Below are 17,628 nucleotides of genomic sequence, written 5' to 3'. Positions count from 1 at the left end.
GGACAGATGTGAAACCGTTAAAACCTGGAGTATAGCATTACAGCGTTTACTTTTTCGAGTTCGCGTACTAGGGTGTTCTTCTCTAGCTTCTCTATTGGCGCGTCAATCGCGAGTAGTAGGCTACTCCTGGATAGAAGCGCGGCTGTCACGCTCAATGCTAGGCTTGCAACCGGTGAGTCGCTAGGATCCCGGAGCCGCTCGCCCTCAATTCTAACCACTGCTGCCATGGAGCCGTCAATCCGAACCGGTTCTATCTCTATGCGTGTACCTGCAAGCTTAGATGCTATTACAGAAGCTTCTCGATGATATCTAGCAAGTACGCCCAGCATGCCCATGCCGTAATGTCCTAGTGTCTTCACGTTCTCTGAGACTGCGAGGGCTTCGGGATGCACCGGATAGATTATTCTTGCGCGCTCGAGGAAGTTCATCACTGCTATGAGGCCCGCAAGGAGGGGATACACGGTATGCACTATCTTTGAGGTGACCACATCTTCTATACACTCGCCCTTTGCCACACCTAGCGTTGAAACTATGCTCTTGACTAGTTCATTCCCGATCGCTAACTTGACGAGACTATAGTGCTCGCGTAGATTGCCTCCTTGTAGTCTAACTCCCTGTCTCAGCAACTCGTTAAGTCTCTTTGCGACAACCTCAGCACCACCAAGTACACAGCGCGTAAGCTCGCCTGGTGTAAAGCGCTCCCAGAGTACAACATTCACAACACCTTTCTCGCTCCTGAGTTCGCCCTCAACTCCTTCTACACGCAGCCTCTCTATTCCATCTTGCACCTCTAGAGTTACTCGCGCTATGCTACCAAGGCGTAGACGTGCAACCTCACCTATGTAGCCCAAGCTGCTCGCCAAACAAGCTGTTGTACATACAAGTTCCAGGCGTAGGTTGACGTTCTCCCCTCTAAGGAGCTGGGCTAGAGGGTCACTAACGCCGTCCACAGTATAACTCGTTATCCTCTCAACACGCTCAACACGAGCAACCCCAAGTTTCGTAGCTGCTTCTATATGAGTAGGGCGGCAGCATCTGTGTAGCAAGGACTCTCTCCGAGGTACTCATAGTGGGGTTGAGTTGTGATTGTTGCGAGAAAGTGACACCAGACGCTATACCCGCTTTGCCTACATTATCTCGTAGTCGAGTTGCTCGAGTAGACCACCATCGTGGGGTGCATTCTCAGGCTCGAATCCCATTTTCGCTAGCACGCCCCGCCCTGCCAGTATGCCGGTAGCCGCTGCAACGTTGATACCTCTGCTAAGCCCCGTACCGTCACCAGCAGCGAATAGCCCATCGACAGTAGTCTCGAGATACTTGTTCGTTGTCACAGCACGCACAGAGTAGAACTTGATCTCCGGCGCATAGATCAGCGTGTGTGGATGCGCCACACCAGGAGCTATATCGTCTAGTTTGTGAAGACCCTCTATAATGTCAAGCACCACACGGTATGGTAGGGCCATTCCTATGTCGCCGGGTGTAACGTCGCGCAGCGTTGGTTCCACTATACTCCTCTCTATCCTTTGCCAGGTGCTTCTCCTGCCAGCCTCTAAGTCGCCTAGCCTCTGTATTAGGGGCCTTCCGCCACCAAGCCTCGTTGCCATCCTGGCTATACTCTTGCCATACTCTATGGTATCTTCCATGGGGTCGGTCAACCTTATCGTGACCAGGAAGGCAAAGTTCGTGTTCATGCTCTTACGCGCTGCGTATGTCTCTCCGTTAACGCCTACAGTGCCATCCGGATAGACTTCTTTTACGACGAAGCCCCTGGGGTTGGTACAGAAGGTCCTCACTCTATCGTCATAGGTCTTCGTATAGATTATTATCTTTGGGTCCATGACTACGCTAGTCAATGGCTCGTAGACCGTGTAGGGCACCTCCACTCGCACACCCACGTCAAGCGGGCCCGGCTCCACCTCCACACCTATCCTCCTAGCCTCTCTGGCGAACCACTCGGCACCGCTCCTTCCAGGTGCGAGTATCACGTACTGCGCCCTAAACTGGCCCCGACTAGTCTCTAATAGGAAGCCGCCATTCGTCTTGTGAAGCGTCTCCACCTCGGTGTAGAGTATGAAGCGTACACCCTTAGCCGCCAGGTAATCTTGCATTGCCTTGATTACTCTCGGGGTGTTATCGCTACCCATGTGCCTCTGAACAGCCGGTATGAACTTGGCACCAGCTCTTGCAGCCTTTCTCTCCAGCTCAGCCGCCCTATCCGGATCCGGCTTGAAGAGCCTTTCCCGGGGCGCACCGAAACGAAGGAATACCGCGTCAACCAGCTTGATCAGGCTAGCTGCCTCCTCCCAGCTTCCAAGTAACTTGTCCAGGTCTCCGCCGATATCAGGCCTAAGGTTTATGATACCACTTGACAGCGTTCCAGCGCCACCAACACCGTGTAACACGTGGCATGGTCTACAGTAGGTGCACTTACCGATCTTCGAGTTGGTGAGGGGGCACCTGCGATGCTCTACAGGTCCGCCTATGTCGAACACCGCTATCCTCGCTTTGCCCTTACTACCCTCCGCTATGGTTAAAGCGGCAAATAGCCCTGCAGGCCCAGCGCCAATGATCGCAACATCATACTCTCTCATCGGCGGGCCACCTCCCTCCTCCTATCAATAGTGTCGACGACCTCCTCACCTGTACCGACGAAAAGCACGGGCACGCCTAGCTCTGCCTCAAGCTCCTCTATCCACTTCTTAGCTTCTTTCGGGAGCTTCTCCCACTCCCTAACGCCCTTAGCCTCGGGGAATACCACGTCAACCTTAGTGATCGCTATACCTGTCGCCGTGTTAGCCCTAACAGCCTTTTTAGCCAGCTGGATATTGAAGGGTGCCACGCGACGCCTGCGGCCCGTCACGGTACCATACTCTACCCAGCCAAGCTTCTCGGCCTCCTCTGGAGGAATCTCACCGGGAAGTGGTCCTTCACCAACGCGTGTGACAAAAGCCTTGAACACAACGATTACATCATCAACGTCGCGCGGTCCCAAGCCTATCTCGCTCAGCGCCGCCGAGGCCGTCGTATCGCGGCTAGTCACGTAAGGATATGTGCCGTGGTAAAGACTCAGCCAGTATCCTTGCGTAGCCTCAACAACCACACTATCGCCCTTATCTAGATGGCTCCAGACAAGCTCCTGGACATCACCCGTCAGCTCTCTTAGCTCGGGTATATCACGGGCTAGTGCAAGTTTTCGAAGTACACGGTCTACCATAGCGGCACCGACACCCGTGAGCGTTGAACCTATCCTCTTAGCGAGGTGCTCGTCCCTCCGCTCTCTCTCGACATGCTCATCGGTAATTATTCCAGTACCTGCATCGACAACTACCCTACCACGAGCGTTATACTTCTCAACTTCCTCGAGAAGCACACGGTAGTGTACCAGAGCCCCTCTCGCTATGTAAAGACGTGTATGAGGGTTTACAATGGCCGAGGGCAACGCCCTTAACTTATACACATTACCGTCGTGTACAACCGTGTGACCCGCGTTAGTAGCCCCCGTGCGAACCGCCGCAGCTACACGATCGGCAAGCGCCAAGTAGCCAACTATCTTCCCCTTACCCTCGTCACCGAAGAAGCCGCCCACGACAACCGTTAGCGGCACAGGTTTCCCGCTCTTGGCTACCTTACTACGCTATCCCAGGTTAATAGTATTCTCATCTGCGTGGTGCTAGACCCTCGGCAAGCTCGCGCATCTTAGCATAAGGGTCGGCTGCCTTCATCACAGCCGACGCGACGAGCACGCCCCGCGCACCAAGTTCTACTGAGCGCCTCGCATCCTCGCGGGACACTATACCGGCGCCTACGAGGACAGGGACGTTCGGCGAGACCCGTGTCACGCTCTCAACGGCCTTAGTCACAACCTCCGGTTTAGCTCTTGACACCGCAATACCGGTACCTATCAGTTCTGGCGGCTCAACAGCTACATACGTAGGCTCAAAGACCGCTATAGCTGCAGCCGCACGCGGCGTATCAGCACATACAAGCTGCTCTAGGCCAACCACCTTTAACCTCTCAACAACACGCTCTATCTCGTCAAGTCTAAGCTTCCTCTCGCTGTGGTTAACGAGAGAGCCTCTAGCACCAGCCTCCTTGACCGCTTCGACGGGAACACTACCCGTATGAGCACCCGGCTCCACAGGATCAACATGCTGCGCATACACAATCACGCGCTCAACGCTACTCGATATTCTTGCAATCTCTGTATGTGGAGGAGCGATTATCACGCTAACCGTGCCTTCGAATTCGCGAGCTACACGTTCAGCCGCCTTGACAACTTCTAGTGCCCTTCTACCAAAGGCGCTCGGGTAGACCTTAAAGTTGACAGCTAAGATGTACACGTCTCTCACGTTCTTTCACCGAGCAGGGATATGCAGAGTCACACCCCGGTAAAGAAATCCACAACTGCACGCCAGCCAGGACACCACGCTACACGCGCCTGCGCAACAAGAAGAGCCAGAACATCACCCGCCATAAACCCGATAGAGTTGCACGTTGTGCACAGCTACTATAGTAGAGGGGTGAGGAGGAAGGTATACCGGTTAGCGTTGGACACGGATGCTGCGGGGTGCCGCCAAAGTGGGCAGATGGGTCGTCACCTCAGCATGGCCATACGTCAATAGCGTGCCACACTTGGGCAACCTAGTCGGCTCGGTGTTGTCTGCTGACGTGTTTGCGCGTTATCTACGGCTTCGGGGGGAGGACGTAGTATTTGTCAGCGGTAGTGACGAGCACGGGACTCCAATAGAGATAGAGGCTATCAAGAAGGGTGTGCAGCCACGCGAGCTTACTGACCAGGCTCACGAGTATGTGTCAAGGCTGTTCCGAGAATGGAGAATAAGTTTCGACAACTATACGCGGACTGAGAGCGAGACCCACAAGAAGTTTGTCCGAGAGTTCTTCATGAAAGTGTATCAAAACGGATACGTGTTCGAGCAGGATGAGATACTTCCATACTGCCCCCGCGATAAGATGTTTCTGCCCGACCGGTTCGTAGTAGGCAAGTGCCCATATTGTGGCTACGAGTATGCACGGGGCGACCAGTGCGAGAATTGCGGCCGCCTGCTACACCCAACAATGCTAAAGGAGCCGAAATGCGCTATTTGCGGGTCTAAGCCCGAGTTCCGAAAGACACGACACTGGTTCTTCGACCTACCTAAGTTGCGCGACAAGGTGCTCAAGTGGCTAGAGGAGAGTAGCCTGCCCGACAATGTCAAGAACTATAGTCTCAACTGGGTACGAGAGGGGCTAAAACCCAGGAGTATAACGAGGGACAACAAGTGGGGTATACCCGCACCCTTCCCCGGCGCCGAGGGCAAGACTATCTACGTGTGGTTTGAGGCGCTCCTCGGCTATATCTCTGCAACTATCGAGTACTTCGAGAAAAAGGGTGAGCCCGAGAGGTGGAAGGAGTACTGGTTCAACCAGGAGACAAAGACGGTGTACTTTGTTGGAAAGGATAACATACCATTCCACGCTATAATACTCCCAGCGTTGCTAATGGCGAGTGGAGAGCCCTACGTGCTACCATACTACATCTCTGCGACCGAGTACCTCATGTATGAAGGTCAGCAGTTCTCCAAGAGCCGCCGCTGGGGCATCTGGATAGACGAGGCACTCGAGATACTACCTGTCGATTATTGGAGGTTCGCGTTGATAAGGATGCGGCCAGAGGCTAAGGACACTAACTTCTCATGGGAGGAGTTCACGCGAATAATCAACAAGGAGCTTAACGATGATATAGGGAACTACGTGCACCGTGTATTGCGTTTCATTGAGGCTAGGTTTGACTCCACTATACCCGAGCCCGGAGAGCTAAACGAGATCGACAAGAACTTCCTCGAAACTGTTAGGGAGGCTCCACAGAGGGTTGCTGAGGAAATGGATAGATTTAGACTGAAGCTTGCCCTGGAGAGAGTGTTAGAGCTTGCAAGAGCTGGCAACCAGTATCTTAACGCTAAGGCCCCGTGGGACGCGATAAAGACCAATCCTCGAGACGCTGCTACAACAATGTACCTGGCTGCAAATAGCATAGCGACCCTTGCCATACTATTGGCGCCTTTCACGCCAGATGCTGCCGAGAGACTATGGAAGATGCTAAACTTGCCTGGTAGTGTCCACGAGAAAGGCAGGTGGAAGGAGGCAGGCACAGAGATACTCAAACCTGGTCATCGCATAGGCAAGGTGGAGCCGCTGTTCAAGAAACTACCGCAGGACTTCCCAAGACGAGTGACCGAGATGCTGCAAGAGGTTAGGAAGAGAGTCACGGAGAAACGCCCACCGCTACTAAGGGCATAGCGCTACAGCAGTACATCAGCACGCCGACCTCTCCTCACGACCCGGGGCCCGACGCGGGTTCGGTCTCCCAGCGGACCAGTCATCACCAAGAGGGTGAGGACTTCCTCACTGTTACCCTCTTTTCTCCCTCTTATCCTCCTCCTTGCCTTCACCCCGCCTTAGCTGTCCCCTTATGCTCTGCAGTATCCTCTCAACGCGTTCAAGCGCTTCCAACCACATTATAAGCGCCCGTGGTTTCTCATCGTCTGTGAACTCTGCTTGCCTTAACGCTTCAAGGCTAGACCCTATCTTTTCTACAAGCAGCCTTTCTAGCTGCTCAAGCACTCCTTCAACTGTCGCTCTAGTAACCTCGGCCTCAGTCTTCACTACATACACTCTCCCGTGCACCGGGCATATTATCTCGCCGCTCTTGAGGCGGAATAGAGGCAATCCGCATCTGGGACAATGCTCTGCTAGCATCGCTGCACCGCTTCTAAGTAGATCAGCCATCTTTCGTATAACTCGAGGATCTCTAGATGGATGAGTGTGCCTCTCGCTCATGTATACTCCCGGGAAGGATAGAGCCTCGCCCCTTGGCGAATTATGTGATATGGGGCTTGGATAGCTTGAAGTGCCTGCTAGTGCCGCAAGGTAGACCACTCTAGTTTTAACTCGTCTTCTACAATGGTGACGTAGGCTAGGGTAGAGGATATGCCGAGGAAGAAGCCAGTGTTCTACGTCAAGTGGGGTCCAGGCAAGGCCTTGGAGATGGAGGTTAGCGAGGATGTTATGATACTACGTGGCGATGGCTTCGAACTCGATCTTGAACCCCGCAGTGTTAGACTAGAGGCCTCAGAGTTCGCAGTACGCGAATACTCCGATGATAAACGGAAGAGAGTCTACATAGACGTGCCTGTGGGCATACATGGGGTTCAGGCGCCGAGAGTCGACATCGACGGCACTAGAATGGTTGGATACTTTGAGGTGAGACTAACAGAGATTGAGAACTTGGATCGTTACTTGACGATAATAACACCGGGTGGCTTCCTCTACGATTATGTCGTGGTTACGAGCGAGGGTGTGATGTTCGAGACCAGCGCCAAGAGGAAGCTCTATCGCGAGGAGGTACCTGGCGAGGCGGTTACAATATACCTGGTTTGAACGTAGGGGTGTAGAGCCGGGGCGGTGGCGAGTCGAACCACCGCCGGAGGGGCTGTACACAGCCCCGCTGATGAGGGCGAGCTACTCCGAGCCCCCGTGCGGGTGAGGCTAGGGGTTGCCTGGTCTAGCATTGTTAGCCTCAAAGACCGAGCCGTCAAGTGATGTGTTGGATGCTCTCTCCTCTTGTAGGGGCTGCGAGGGGCTACTATATCTCGAGGAGCGCAATTTCTCCTCAGTAATGTACGCAGCCCATCTAGATCCACTTGAGAAGCTTGGATGGATACGCAGAGGCGTCTATGCGGTCTCCGTTAGCGACTGGATATGTGGCTTCGGGCTTACCGTGCTAGGCGGCCATGCCCTAGCCTGGTTAATGGTATGCACACCCACCGTCACCCGCAATATGCTCGTTACAGCCTCACCCCCCGACCCTCTACGCCGTTCAAAACGAGCTATTGTACAACTTTATACACAGAGACTTGTTAGGGAGGGCTCAAGTACAGAGCGTATTGCAGCCAAGTTGGTACACACTGGCGGATCACCCGCTGCAATGATAGCTGTGATAGCTGAGAGTGGCGCTAGACGCACACCAGTTCTCATAATGGCGGCTAAGAGAATGTGCGTGTCGCACCATGGCCGTTGGGCTGCAGTAGCCACTCATAGCCTGCCCAAGTGTACACTGCTAGAAGATAAGGTGGCCACACTCAAGTTGCAAGGCGGCGTGCCTCGAGTCGAGATTAGGAGTATCCAGGATGTTGTTAGATAACGATTTGTCTCAACTGCGGGCTCGGCAGGGTAACCGCCCAGTCACCCCGCCCGTTTGAGCGGTGGCGACGGGCGGCTCCCTCTCCCCGAAAAGCTCCTCATGGCCCGGTAACAAGCAAGAGGAGCGGAGCCTTATGAAACACACGAGCTAGCTTCTATTCACAACCTCTATATACTCGAGGTTTAGCTCCGTCTCCGGGTCAAAGTACTTCAACTTATCTATTGGCACGTTGATATACACTCTGGAGCCTAGTTGCGGTCTCACATCAGGTTTAGTGACAACCTTTACTGGAGTAGCGCCGACAACGAGCGTTACTATATTCTCCCTGCCTAGAGTTTCAACAGCATACACCTCTGCCTCAAAGCTAACCATACCTTCAAGCGGAGCCTCTGATATCTCTGCATGCTCGGGTCTAAACGCTATGACTACCTCCTCTAGGTTAGCCATTCTAACGCCTATCTTGTAATCCGGGCATATCAGCGTATTACCAACTGCCGCACACACTTCCTTGCCACGTTTCACGACCTTGGCGGTGATTATGTTGGCTGGCGGCGAGCCTATGAATGTGGCTACGAATAGATTACGCGGGTTGTTGTATATCTCGTCAGGGCTTCCTATTTGCTGCACGACACCACGGTCAATGACAACGACTGTATCAGCCATTGCAAGCGCCTCTGCCTGATCGTGTGTAACGTATATCGTTGTTATGCCAAGATCCTTTTGCAACCGCTTCAGCTCGGCACGTATTTTCACCCTGAGCAGCGCGTCTAGGTTGGATAGCGGCTCGTCGAGTAGAAGCACGTCTGGCTCTTTTACCAATGCGCGTGCCATTGCAACCCTCTGTTGCTGGCCGCCTGATAACTGCGAAGGATACCTATCTAGGAGTTCTTCTATATGCAACAGTTTTGCAACTTCTCGAACCTTCTCATCTATCTTGCTTGGTGGCAACTTTCTAAGGCGAAGAGGAAATGCTATGTTCTCGTAGACTGTCATGTGAGGGTATAGAGCGTAGTTTTGGAAGACTAGACCGATGTTCCTCTTGTTCGGCGGTAGGTTGGTGACATCACGTTCGCCGAAATACACCTTGCCGCTTGTGGGCTTGTATATACCGGCTATGATGTATAGGAGTGTTGTTTTGCCCGAGCCGCTGGGCCCAAGCAGGGCTGTGAAAGCACCATCCTCGAACGTTAATGTCACATTTTTCAATGCTTCCACGCTGCCAAAACGCTTCGATACCTCGACTAGTCGAACCTCAACCATGTAATCACCCTTCATCCACAATTTGGTTAGAATGTAGCCCCGCGAGTGTATCCTCGCGAGGCGGATGGTAAAAGCTGTCTGGTTAGCCCTTTACACCGCCACCATAAGTCTCGAGAAGCAGTTTTTGCGTTACAAGGAAGAACAGTATCGTTGGTAGCAAGTAGAGGACGCCCGCCGCCGCCGCTAGGGGTAACTCAGCCGTCTCCAGATTGGCCGTGAGCTGCTCTATCATAGTTGCTAGCGTATGCATTGCGCCACCTGTACCCTGATATAAGAACACGTAGACGTAGATGAAGTCTTCCCAACCAGCTAGGAACGAGAATATCGCGAGGGCTGCTATTCCAGGTTTAACCTGCGGCAGTATAACCTTCCACCATGTACGTATCCTTGATGCGCCGTCCACGAGCGCCGACCACTCAACTTCCCATGGTATCCTATCAAAGAAGCCCTTCATGAGCCAGATGCTCATCGGTATCTCTAGCGATGCTCTAGCCAGTATGGTATAAGCGAATACAAACGCAACCCTACTCTCGTAGGGGGCATTCACAAACAGCGTTCTTAACATCCACACGTAGACGAAGAACACACCTATTAGCAGTGCCACACCTGGGAACGCGTGCAACAATATGATGAACTCCATGAGTTTCTCTCGGCCAGCGAACTTCATACGCGAGAACGCATAACCCGCCATTGTACTTGCAAGAGTCGTTACGAGTGATACACCAAGCGCTATAATCAACGTGTTCACTATGGTTGCTGGTACGTCGATAGTCACTGGCATCATCACTATCGCACTTAGTCGTCCTTGTAGCAACGCCTCCCAGTATCGTAACGTAAACTTGGGTAGCCTGCCCTCAAGGATCTCAACGCCCGTGACCACAGTATCTGAGAAACTCGTAAGCACAAGCAACACGTAGACTGCTACCAATGGTATACTGGCGAGCCCGGCGCCGAGCGCCAAGGCTAGTGTAAGGTTTCTCCTAGGGAGTGTCTCGACATCACGTGGTCTAGCTTCACCTGTAACGCCTCTAGCCCCACGTGTACGAAACAGCGTGAACCGCAGCCGCATGCCCAGTTACACCTCACCCCTCGGGGGCTGCATCATCTTGCGAAAGCCTAGCAGACGTAGTGAGAGTAGCCCAAGCCCCGCACCTATTATCACGAGTATTGAGGCTGCTGCAGCCGCAAGACCCTGCTCTGTTCGAACACCGGGACCCGAGTAGAAAGCTTGCATGAAGACGTAGAGGGACCATGTACTCGCCCACCATCTATCAACAGCCCCCCACTCAACAAGTAGGAAGATATGCGCGTATGTGGTCAGCAGGGAGAGAAGCTGCCAGACAGTGACGAAGACCAGGTGCCAACGGATAGATGGAATGAGTATATAGCGCAAGAGTTGTAGCGTTGAAGCCCCGTCGACGCGGGCCGCTACTACATGCTCCCAAGGTATGTTACGTAATGCCGAGTAGAATACTATCATCCCGAAGCTCACACCGACAAGCATGTTCACGTATATTATGATTAGCCACGCGCCCCATGGCAGCATGTCAAGGCTTGTACCCCAACCTATGGGCTCCTCTACTAGCCCCATTGCTCTTAGGAAGGCGTTCAGGGTGCCGAACGCCGAGCCGGAGAAGAAGTAGTACCATAGAAGCGCGTATACCGCAACAGGCGTCATTCTGGGTAGTAGCCAAAGAGCGCGGAAAGTTGTTGAAAGTCTCTCTTCCATGAGGTACGCTATCAGCGCTAGAAGTAACCCACCGCCCACATTAAGCACTAGCGTGACCAGCGTGAACACTATCGTTGTATAGACTACTTTGCGGAAATCTGGATCATATTGGAACATATGCAGGAGCCTCTCATAGTTGTACAATGGGTCATCCAAGACCTTCATGCTCATGAGGTTCCAGTTGCTAAGGTTCGTGAAAGACACATACACGGTGAGCACAAGAGGTACTATGTAGAACACAAGGATGAGAGCTAATGCAGGGCCGAGGAAAAAGATGAGTGCGGATCTCTTTCCGTTCACGTGTATCCACCCCTCATGGGAATTGCCAATCCTTGGGTATCTCGCCGCGAATGACAACAGACTTCGCTAGCTCTGGGTCTGCCTGTATCTTCTGCTTGATATACTCTATCGCCTTGTCGGGTGTTAGCTCGCCACGCAGCACCTTATCAACAGCATCCGCGAATATCTGAGCTAGTTTGCCGTATAGCGGGTGCTTGGGTGTTAGGTGCGTGTAGGCTAGCATCTTGGAGGCCTCAGCCAGGAACTCGATGTTTATCGGATTGACGGTCTTAGCGACGATATCTCGTATTGCCTCTTTGACTTCTGGTGCCAGGTCTAGCTCTAGATTCTTCAGTTTTTCTATCCACTTCTCGTCTCTTAGTAGCTTCTCGGCCTCGCCTCTCACCGGCAGGTGAGCCGAGATTATACTGTGTATCGCGTTGATGTCGGGGTCGCTAGCCTTCAGTACTAGAAGGAAGGCTAGCATGTGGTAGACGTCCTTTAACTCCTCGTACTTCGGGTTCTGGTGGCCAGCGTTTGCAGCCACCACCCATACGAATGGCTGGCTTAGAGTTACAGGCTTGCCGCCATGGTCGCCAGCAGGGAAGAGAGTGTAGTAGAAGTACTTCTTGACTTCCTCCGCCGTTAGCGGCCTCTTCTCTCCCGTCTTAGGGTCGGTGTGGTACGGCTTAGTCTGCCACTCTGTCCAGTGCCAGGTGCCGCCAATGAATATCAACGTCTTGCCATCAACTACTGTTGGGTGTATCTGTTTGGCCCAGTCCCACTGCATCATGTCCTTGGGCAGGAGGCCCTCCTGGGCGAACTTCCACTCCGTGTAGAGCCACTTATAGACCGCAGGTACATCAAGCACTAGCTTGCCCGTGCCCGGCTCCTCTAGAGTACCACCATACGCGTAGATGAACTGTATCAGGTCCGGATGTGCACTTCCCTTACGGTGTATCAGACCCCACTCTGCACAGCCAGTCTCCTTGGCTAGCTTTGCATACTCGAACACCTCGTGCCAGGTGACCTTGCCCTCGCGCACCTTCTCGTACAAGTCGGCTAGGATGTCCTTGCCTGTTTTCTCCTTTATACACTCGGCGACATCGATGCGCCAGTATAGTGGCCTAGCCTCGGTGTCCTGTGGCAGGCCCCATATGCGACCCTTGTACGTCACGGCGCCGCGTAGGGCAGCGTAGAAGTCGTTCCAGACGCTCTCATACTTCTGCATCCAAGGGGTTATGTCTAGGATTGCACCTGCGTCGGCTAGCGGTGCTACCTCGATGTAGCTGAGTGCCACTATGTCGGGGTTGGTGCCCTGCTGGTACGCCATTAGGAACTCGTCGGCCTTGACGCTACCGCCTCTCTCGAATACCGGTTTAACCTTGATCTTCAAGTCTATACCGTGCTTCTCTAGTATCTTGTTGAGGCGGTAAGCAGCCTCAACGATACCATACGCCCTTATGACGCTATTCGGGTCGCCCTTACCATACGCTGTGAACGTGACCTCGTGTATACCATGCGCGACGAGATACTTACCTATCGATACGATGTCCTCCTCTAGATTGCCGGTTATGCTGGGTTTACTGGGAGCTGGCGCTACACTCTCAGTGGCCGTAGGCGATGCGGGAGCGGGACTGCTCGTCTTCTCCGGAGCACTTGGCTTCATGAGCAGTAGGCCGACCGCAATAGCAGCTATTATGATTATCACCGCTATTACTGCCGTTATTTTCGAGGAGGAGCGGAGAGCCATCGTCGCCACCTCCAGGTGGGGCCTTATATATCGGAGTCTGCGAATGTAAGCGTTTCCGTGTCGGCACCTTACGGTTAACATAGTTTGGGTGAGGGGTCGGCCGGAGGTCCGGTCCTCAACCTTCACTATCGGCAGCGGTTGAGGACCGGCCTCATCCCCCATAGACGCAACACGTAACTCTAGGTGTATATAGGTGGCCTCGTGCAAAGTGGAGGTGTAGAAGCGCTGAGAGTGGCCATAGACGTTGGCGGTACATTCACTGACGGAGTTGCTTACGATCCGGCCTCTGGGCGTGTCACGAGTGTAAAGGTGTTGACACGCGTCTCGAGACCCTGGGTCAGCGTAGTAGAGGCTGTTGAGCGGCTAGCGGGGGTCTCGGGTACACGTGTCCTTATTCACGCGACTACCCTCGGCACCAATATGCTTCTTGGACAGGTTGGTCTTGAGCCTCCAAATATAGTCTTGATAACTTCGAAGGGGTTCCGCGATATTGTGGAGATTGGTAGACAGGCGCGACCCGAGCCGTATAACATGTTCTTTACTAAGCCGCGCCCTCTTGTACCCCGCTATAACCGTCTTGAGGTTGATGCGCGGCTCTACCCTGATGGTAGCTTTACCGAGCCTAGCGTGGACGAAGTTGAGAGGCTTGTGACTAGAACGTGTAGCCCAAACACGGTCTATGTTGTAGCACTCATACATTGCTATGTAGATGAGGGGAGGTTGGAGAATCGTATTGCTTCACTTGTGAAGAGATTCTGTCCCGAAGCTCTTGATGTGCTAACTAGTTGCTCTGTAGACCCGTCACCAGGCGAGTATGAGAGATTCTCGACAGCCATTGTTAACGCGATGCTAAGACCACTGTTTAGAGGGTATCTTGAGCGCCTTCTCAGCTCGCTAAGACAACGAGGGTTCACAGGGAAACTGCTGGTAATGCAGAGCAGCGGGGGTGTCGCTCCTATCGAAGCTGCTCTTGAGAAGCCGGTATTGTTCATAGAGAGTGGGCCTGCAGCGGGTGTTGTCGCGGCTTCCACACTTGCAAAGCTACGTGGAGACGAGTACGTGGTTTCGTTTGACATGGGGGGTACAACCGCCAAAGCGGCACTCGTTATACGAGGTGAGCCCTACATCACCGAGTATTTCGAGGTTGGCGGCAAGTTCCATGCGGGTAGGCTTGTTAGAGGTAGCGGGTATCCCGTTAGAGCGCCCCACGTAGACCTTGTCGAGGTGTCGGCTGGCGGCGGTACAATAGCATGGGTTGATGCGGGAGGTGCACTACGCGTCGGACCGTTGAGCGCAGGCGCCGAGCCAGGGCCAGCTTGTTATGGCAAGGGAGGTCTTGAGCCGACCGTCACCGACGCTCACTTCCTATTGGGCAGACTACCCCCGGTTCTAGCCAACGGGCTATTAACGCTCGACGCTAGTGCTGCTATGCGAGTCTATGAAGCTCTAGGGAAGAAGCTTGGTCTAGACGCCTATGATGCTGCCGCTGAGGTACTTCGACTGGTTAACGTCGAGATGGCTAGAGCTATCCGCTTGGTTACCATAGAGAGGGGTGTTGACCCCTCCCTCGCCACACTCTACGCATTTGGTGGTGCAGGTCCGTTACACGCTGCTGAGCTGGCAGAAGAGCTGGGGATATCAAGGGTTGTAATACCACCATACGCTGGTGTCTTCTCGGCGCTTGGCCTCCTACTCTCAGAGTTCAGGTTATCCACGCGTATCCACGTAGGCAAGGTTCTTGACGAGAAGACTCTTCGCATCATAGAGGGGCGTGCATCGATAGTTGCCGAGGAAGCTTCTAGACTATTATCGTGCGAGCCTCGTGTGGATGTGACACTACTGGTCGGGTTTAGCGGCCAGCTGGAACCCATACGCGTTGCCTATGCTAGAGACGCGTCACTCGTCAGGAGGGCGTTTCTTGAGGCCTACAAGAGGATCTATGGGTACTTGCCTCCAGAGCCGCTGCCATCAATAGTCGTCAACACCGCGATAGTTACAGTGTATTGCGAGGTGGAGAGGCCGAAGCTACGTAGTGGCGAGCCGGAGGGACGAGAGGTGGGCAAGAGGCGCGTCTATTACCTGAATGCCGGCTGGGTTGAGGCTAAGGTGTATCGTGGCATACCACGTGCCCTTGAAGGACCTGCTATACTGGAGCTTAGCGACACTACTGTGGTTGTGCCTCCAGGGTGGATGGCTAAGAGAGGTGAGTATGGCGAGGTTATACTCGAGCACATGTAGCCCCTCAAATAATATTACTGTGGGGCGCGCGTGATACGCTAAACTGGTAATACTCTTGTCGCACCGACCCGGTGCCAATCTTTGAGTATCAACGCTATGCTACTAGAGGGTGATGAGTTGCAACTGACTCTACCGCGACGCGTGCTCTTCCTTCGCGACTTCCTCCTGGGCTACCTGGCGGCTAACGGTGGCGAGGCTAGGGTGGAGGATATCGAGGCTGCACTGAAACGCGCCAAGGAGAAGCGCAACGTCATAATTGCTGGCGGTACTCGTGACCTGCGCGCTGAGCTGGAGGTTCTTGCCGCAGCTGGCCTCTTAGAACAGAATGATGGCAGTGTAAGGCTTCACGTGGATAAGCTCAGCCCACTGGTTAAAAGGAAGGTTGAAAAGGTGGCTAAGCTCATCGCAGCTATGGCCTAACGCCCTTGACTGTGCCGCTCGACACAGATTTTAAGATAGTGAAGGATCCTGTTCACACGAGCATAGTACTACCCTCCGACTTCTTCAAGCTCATTGATGACCCGCTTTTCCAGAGACTACGCTACATAAAGCAGACAGGCTTATCACACTATGTGTATCCCGGCTTACAGCATACCAGATTCGAGCATAGCCTCGGAGTAGCACACCTCATGCTTACAGCCCTTGATGCGATAGTACGTAACACGCTGAGAATATACGGAGAAGGTAGCGAGGCCGCACAGCTAGCAAAGCGTCTCGTCGAAAGCCGCGAGTATCGCTGCGCTGCTGGGATAGCCGCGCTACTACACGACCTCGGCCATCTGGCTTGGAGCCACGTCTTCGAAACAGCCCTACAAGACTATGAGGTGGTTTCAAGCGCACACGGCCCCGAGAGCCTCTCAATACCAGTTACTGGGCACGAACAGCTAACAACTATGCTAGTCAACCTGCTACTCGCAAAGCAAGATACACTATGCGGCTTGCACGCCCATACCGTACTCGATCTTGTGACATCCATTTTAGAGTACTCGTACGGCGATAGCAAGGAAGTGAAGGACGAGGCACTGTGGATACCTGCCCGTCTCCTCAGCGGCACAGTGGATGTTGACAGAGGTGATTATCTACTACGTGATAGTAGAAGCGCTGGAGTCAGCTATGGCCTGTACGACTTGGACCGCCTCATAAGCGTACTAGTGCTTGCATGGGAGCCGCCGACTGAGCTGCCTGGAGGTGCCCACAGCGACGTAGGGGTGATCGACAAGGGTGTATCGGTCGTAGAGAACATGCTCCTAGGCAGAATGTACATGTATAGCGAGGTGTACCTTCACGATGTCGTGCTGGCTTACGAAGCCGGTGCCTCACGCCTCCTCTCTACTCTAATGCTCGCCGCCCTCCAACTCTACGAGAGGAGTTTCGAAGGCGTTGAGGGATTTGAGAGGAGGCTCCTCGAGTGCATAGTTGACACATTAGTGAACTACAGCGAGCTCGAAGAGAATAGACCGGAGAGACTGGAGCAGTGCGCCAGGCTTTTGACAGACCCGTCAATAGAGCTTGTGACGGAACTCCTAGCTTTCAACGAGTCTAGCATCTATGAGGGGCTGAAGAAGCTAGAGGATGGCCGTTGGGCGTGTCCAGCACTCCGCATATACTCTAGAGTACTTACAGCGAGGAAACACCCCCCGAGCCTCTACCTTAGCGGCAAAAAGGCCAACATAATAGTATCGAGGATGACAAGGCGCTCTCGTAGAGTATCGCTTCCAGCGATAAAGAGGATGCTACAACCATACTTCGAGGCGCTTGAAAACACTCCATTGATAATAGTCACGTACACGGTGTATCCTGTATACTCTAGAGATGAGCCCGTGCTGGTCGTGCACCGCGAGAACAAGAGGGTCTACACCTTACATGAGCTAGACACGTCACCTATAGGGGAGCTTCTAAGCAGCGGTGGCATTAGGAGTAAGGTTGTCGTTACATTCCCGCCGCTACCCGAGCTTCCTGAGCTGCCACATCCAGCGTTTAGGGCTAGGGCGGGAAAACTAGAAAGCAAGGTAGTTGAACACGCGTATAGAGCATGTGGCTACAGTGACGACGAGACTCGAAATGTACTACGTCAAGCGACACGCATGGTTGTAGATATAGCCGAGGAGATAGGGAGTCTCGTGACAACTCTGTAGGGAGCCCCGGTGTGAGGAAAACGCGGGTAGCCCG

The 17,628-nt window shown here is 53.5% G+C and carries 15 protein-coding genes; 6 read left to right on the top strand and 9 right to left on the bottom strand.

The window, feature by feature from the left end; all coding sequences use genetic code 11:
• Nucleotides 1-17: 17 nt before the first annotated feature.
• From PYRFU_RS04435 to tpiA, 4 genes are all read right to left on the bottom strand, one after another.
• Nucleotides 18-1,046: a hypothetical protein gene (locus tag PYRFU_RS04435; protein WP_014026438.1), complete on the bottom strand. Its 1,029-nt coding sequence runs from the start codon at nt 1,044-1,046 to the stop codon at nt 18-20.
• Between the two features lie 81 nt (nt 1,047-1,127).
• Nucleotides 1,128-2,591 carry an NAD(P)/FAD-dependent oxidoreductase gene (locus PYRFU_RS04430; RefSeq protein ID WP_014026437.1) on the bottom strand — a complete coding sequence of 488 codons (1,464 nt, stop codon included), beginning with the start codon at nt 2,589-2,591 and terminating at the stop codon, nt 1,128-1,130.
• Nucleotides 2,588-3,604, bottom strand: coding sequence for an adenylosuccinate synthetase (locus PYRFU_RS04425; protein WP_014026436.1), 1,017 nt, complete (start codon nt 3,602-3,604; stop codon nt 2,588-2,590). Before PYRFU_RS04425 ends, PYRFU_RS04430 begins: the two co-directional genes overlap by 4 nt.
• A gap of 52 nt (nt 3,605-3,656) precedes the next feature.
• Complete coding sequence (tpiA, locus tag PYRFU_RS04420) at nt 3,657-4,349, bottom strand: triose-phosphate isomerase (RefSeq protein WP_014026435.1); 693 nt, start codon at nt 4,347-4,349, stop codon at nt 3,657-3,659.
• Between the two features lie 208 nt (nt 4,350-4,557).
• Between tpiA and metG the strand changes: the two genes are divergently transcribed.
• A complete protein-coding gene (metG, locus tag PYRFU_RS04415) occupies nt 4,558-6,297 on the top strand; it encodes a methionine--tRNA ligase (protein ID WP_014026434.1) in 1,740 nt (579 codons plus the stop codon).
• A 111-nt stretch (nt 6,298-6,408) separates the two neighbouring features.
• On the opposite strand, the gene PYRFU_RS04410 is transcribed toward metG, so the two are convergent.
• The gene (locus PYRFU_RS04410) at nt 6,409-6,837 is read right to left on the bottom strand and encodes an Sjogren's syndrome/scleroderma autoantigen 1 family protein (RefSeq protein ID WP_014026433.1); all 429 of its coding nucleotides are present in this window, start codon (nt 6,835-6,837) and stop codon (nt 6,409-6,411) included.
• Between the two features lie 150 nt (nt 6,838-6,987).
• Here PYRFU_RS04410 and PYRFU_RS04405 point away from each other — a divergent pair, with 150 nt between their 5' ends.
• Nucleotides 6,988-7,437: a hypothetical protein gene (locus PYRFU_RS04405; protein WP_014026432.1), complete on the top strand. Its 450-nt coding sequence runs from the start codon at nt 6,988-6,990 to the stop codon at nt 7,435-7,437.
• Nucleotides 7,438-7,552: 115 nt separating this feature from the next.
• The gene (locus PYRFU_RS04400) at nt 7,553-8,200 is read left to right on the top strand and encodes a hypothetical protein (RefSeq protein ID WP_014026431.1); all 648 of its coding nucleotides are present in this window, start codon (nt 7,553-7,555) and stop codon (nt 8,198-8,200) included.
• Nucleotides 8,201-8,347: 147 nt separating this feature from the next.
• On the opposite strand, the gene PYRFU_RS04395 is transcribed toward PYRFU_RS04400, so the two are convergent.
• The 4 genes from PYRFU_RS04395 to PYRFU_RS04380 all read right to left on the bottom strand — a co-directional run bounded on the left by PYRFU_RS04395 (nt 8,348) and on the right by PYRFU_RS04380 (nt 13,221).
• The gene (locus PYRFU_RS04395) at nt 8,348-9,460 is read right to left on the bottom strand and encodes an ABC transporter ATP-binding protein (protein ID WP_014026430.1); all 1,113 of its coding nucleotides are present in this window, start codon (nt 9,458-9,460) and stop codon (nt 8,348-8,350) included.
• Between the two features lie 82 nt (nt 9,461-9,542).
• Nucleotides 9,543-10,529, bottom strand: a complete 987-nt coding sequence (locus PYRFU_RS04390) for a carbohydrate ABC transporter permease (protein WP_014026429.1) — start codon at nt 10,527-10,529, stop codon at nt 9,543-9,545.
• 6 nt (nt 10,530-10,535) lie between these two features.
• Nucleotides 10,536-11,489 (bottom strand): carbohydrate ABC transporter permease, encoded by a 954-nt coding sequence (locus PYRFU_RS04385; protein ID WP_014026428.1) that lies wholly within the window; start codon nt 11,487-11,489, stop codon nt 10,536-10,538.
• Between the two features lie 13 nt (nt 11,490-11,502).
• Complete coding sequence (locus PYRFU_RS04380; RefSeq protein ID WP_014026427.1) at nt 11,503-13,221, bottom strand: extracellular solute-binding protein; 1,719 nt, start codon at nt 13,219-13,221, stop codon at nt 11,503-11,505.
• 201 nt (nt 13,222-13,422) lie between these two features.
• On the opposite strand from PYRFU_RS04380, the gene PYRFU_RS04375 reads away from it, so the two are divergent.
• The 3 genes from PYRFU_RS04375 (at nt 13,423) to PYRFU_RS04365 (ending at nt 17,594) form a co-directional block, all read left to right on the top strand.
• Entirely contained in the window at nt 13,423-15,459 is a 2,037-nt protein-coding gene (locus PYRFU_RS04375) for a hydantoinase/oxoprolinase family protein (RefSeq protein ID WP_014026426.1), read from the top strand.
• A gap of 81 nt (nt 15,460-15,540) precedes the next feature.
• A complete protein-coding gene (locus tag PYRFU_RS04370) occupies nt 15,541-15,879 on the top strand; it encodes a hypothetical protein (protein ID WP_048191594.1) in 339 nt (112 codons plus the stop codon).
• Nucleotides 15,880-15,884: 5 nt separating this feature from the next.
• Nucleotides 15,885-17,594 (top strand): HD domain-containing protein, encoded by a 1,710-nt coding sequence (locus PYRFU_RS04365; protein WP_014026424.1) that lies wholly within the window; start codon nt 15,885-15,887, stop codon nt 17,592-17,594.
• The last annotated feature ends 34 nt before the right edge of the window (nt 17,595-17,628 follow it).

The sequence above is a fragment of the Pyrolobus fumarii 1A genome, from assembly GCF_000223395.1.
Taxonomy (GTDB): Archaea; Thermoproteota; Thermoprotei_A; order Sulfolobales; family Pyrodictiaceae; genus Pyrolobus; species Pyrolobus fumarii.
Note: the sequence above shows the minus strand (reverse complement) of the source record. Positions and strands in the feature narration are given on the sequence as shown.

Bases quoted from the DNA above. Each gene is read 5' to 3' on its own strand.
- PYRFU_RS04410 (WP_014026433.1), bottom strand. From the start codon at position 6,837: ATGAGCGAGAGGCACACTCATCCATCTAGAGATCCTCGAGTTATACGA.
- PYRFU_RS04380 (WP_014026427.1), bottom strand. From the start codon at position 13,221: ATGGCTCTCCGCTCCTCCTCGAAAATAACGGCAGTAATAGCGGTGATA.
- PYRFU_RS04395 (WP_014026430.1), bottom strand. From the start codon at position 9,460: ATGGTTGAGGTTCGACTAGTCGAGGTATCGAAGCGTTTTGGCAGCGTG.
- PYRFU_RS04390 (WP_014026429.1), bottom strand. From the start codon at position 10,529: ATGCGGCTGCGGTTCACGCTGTTTCGTACACGTGGGGCTAGAGGCGTT.
- PYRFU_RS04405 (WP_014026432.1), top strand. From the start codon at position 6,988: ATGCCGAGGAAGAAGCCAGTGTTCTACGTCAAGTGGGGTCCAGGCAAG.
- PYRFU_RS04430 (WP_014026437.1), bottom strand. From the start codon at position 2,591: ATGAGAGAGTATGATGTTGCGATCATTGGCGCTGGGCCTGCAGGGCTA.
- metG (WP_014026434.1), top strand. From the start codon at position 4,558: ATGCTGCGGGGTGCCGCCAAAGTGGGCAGATGGGTCGTCACCTCAGCA.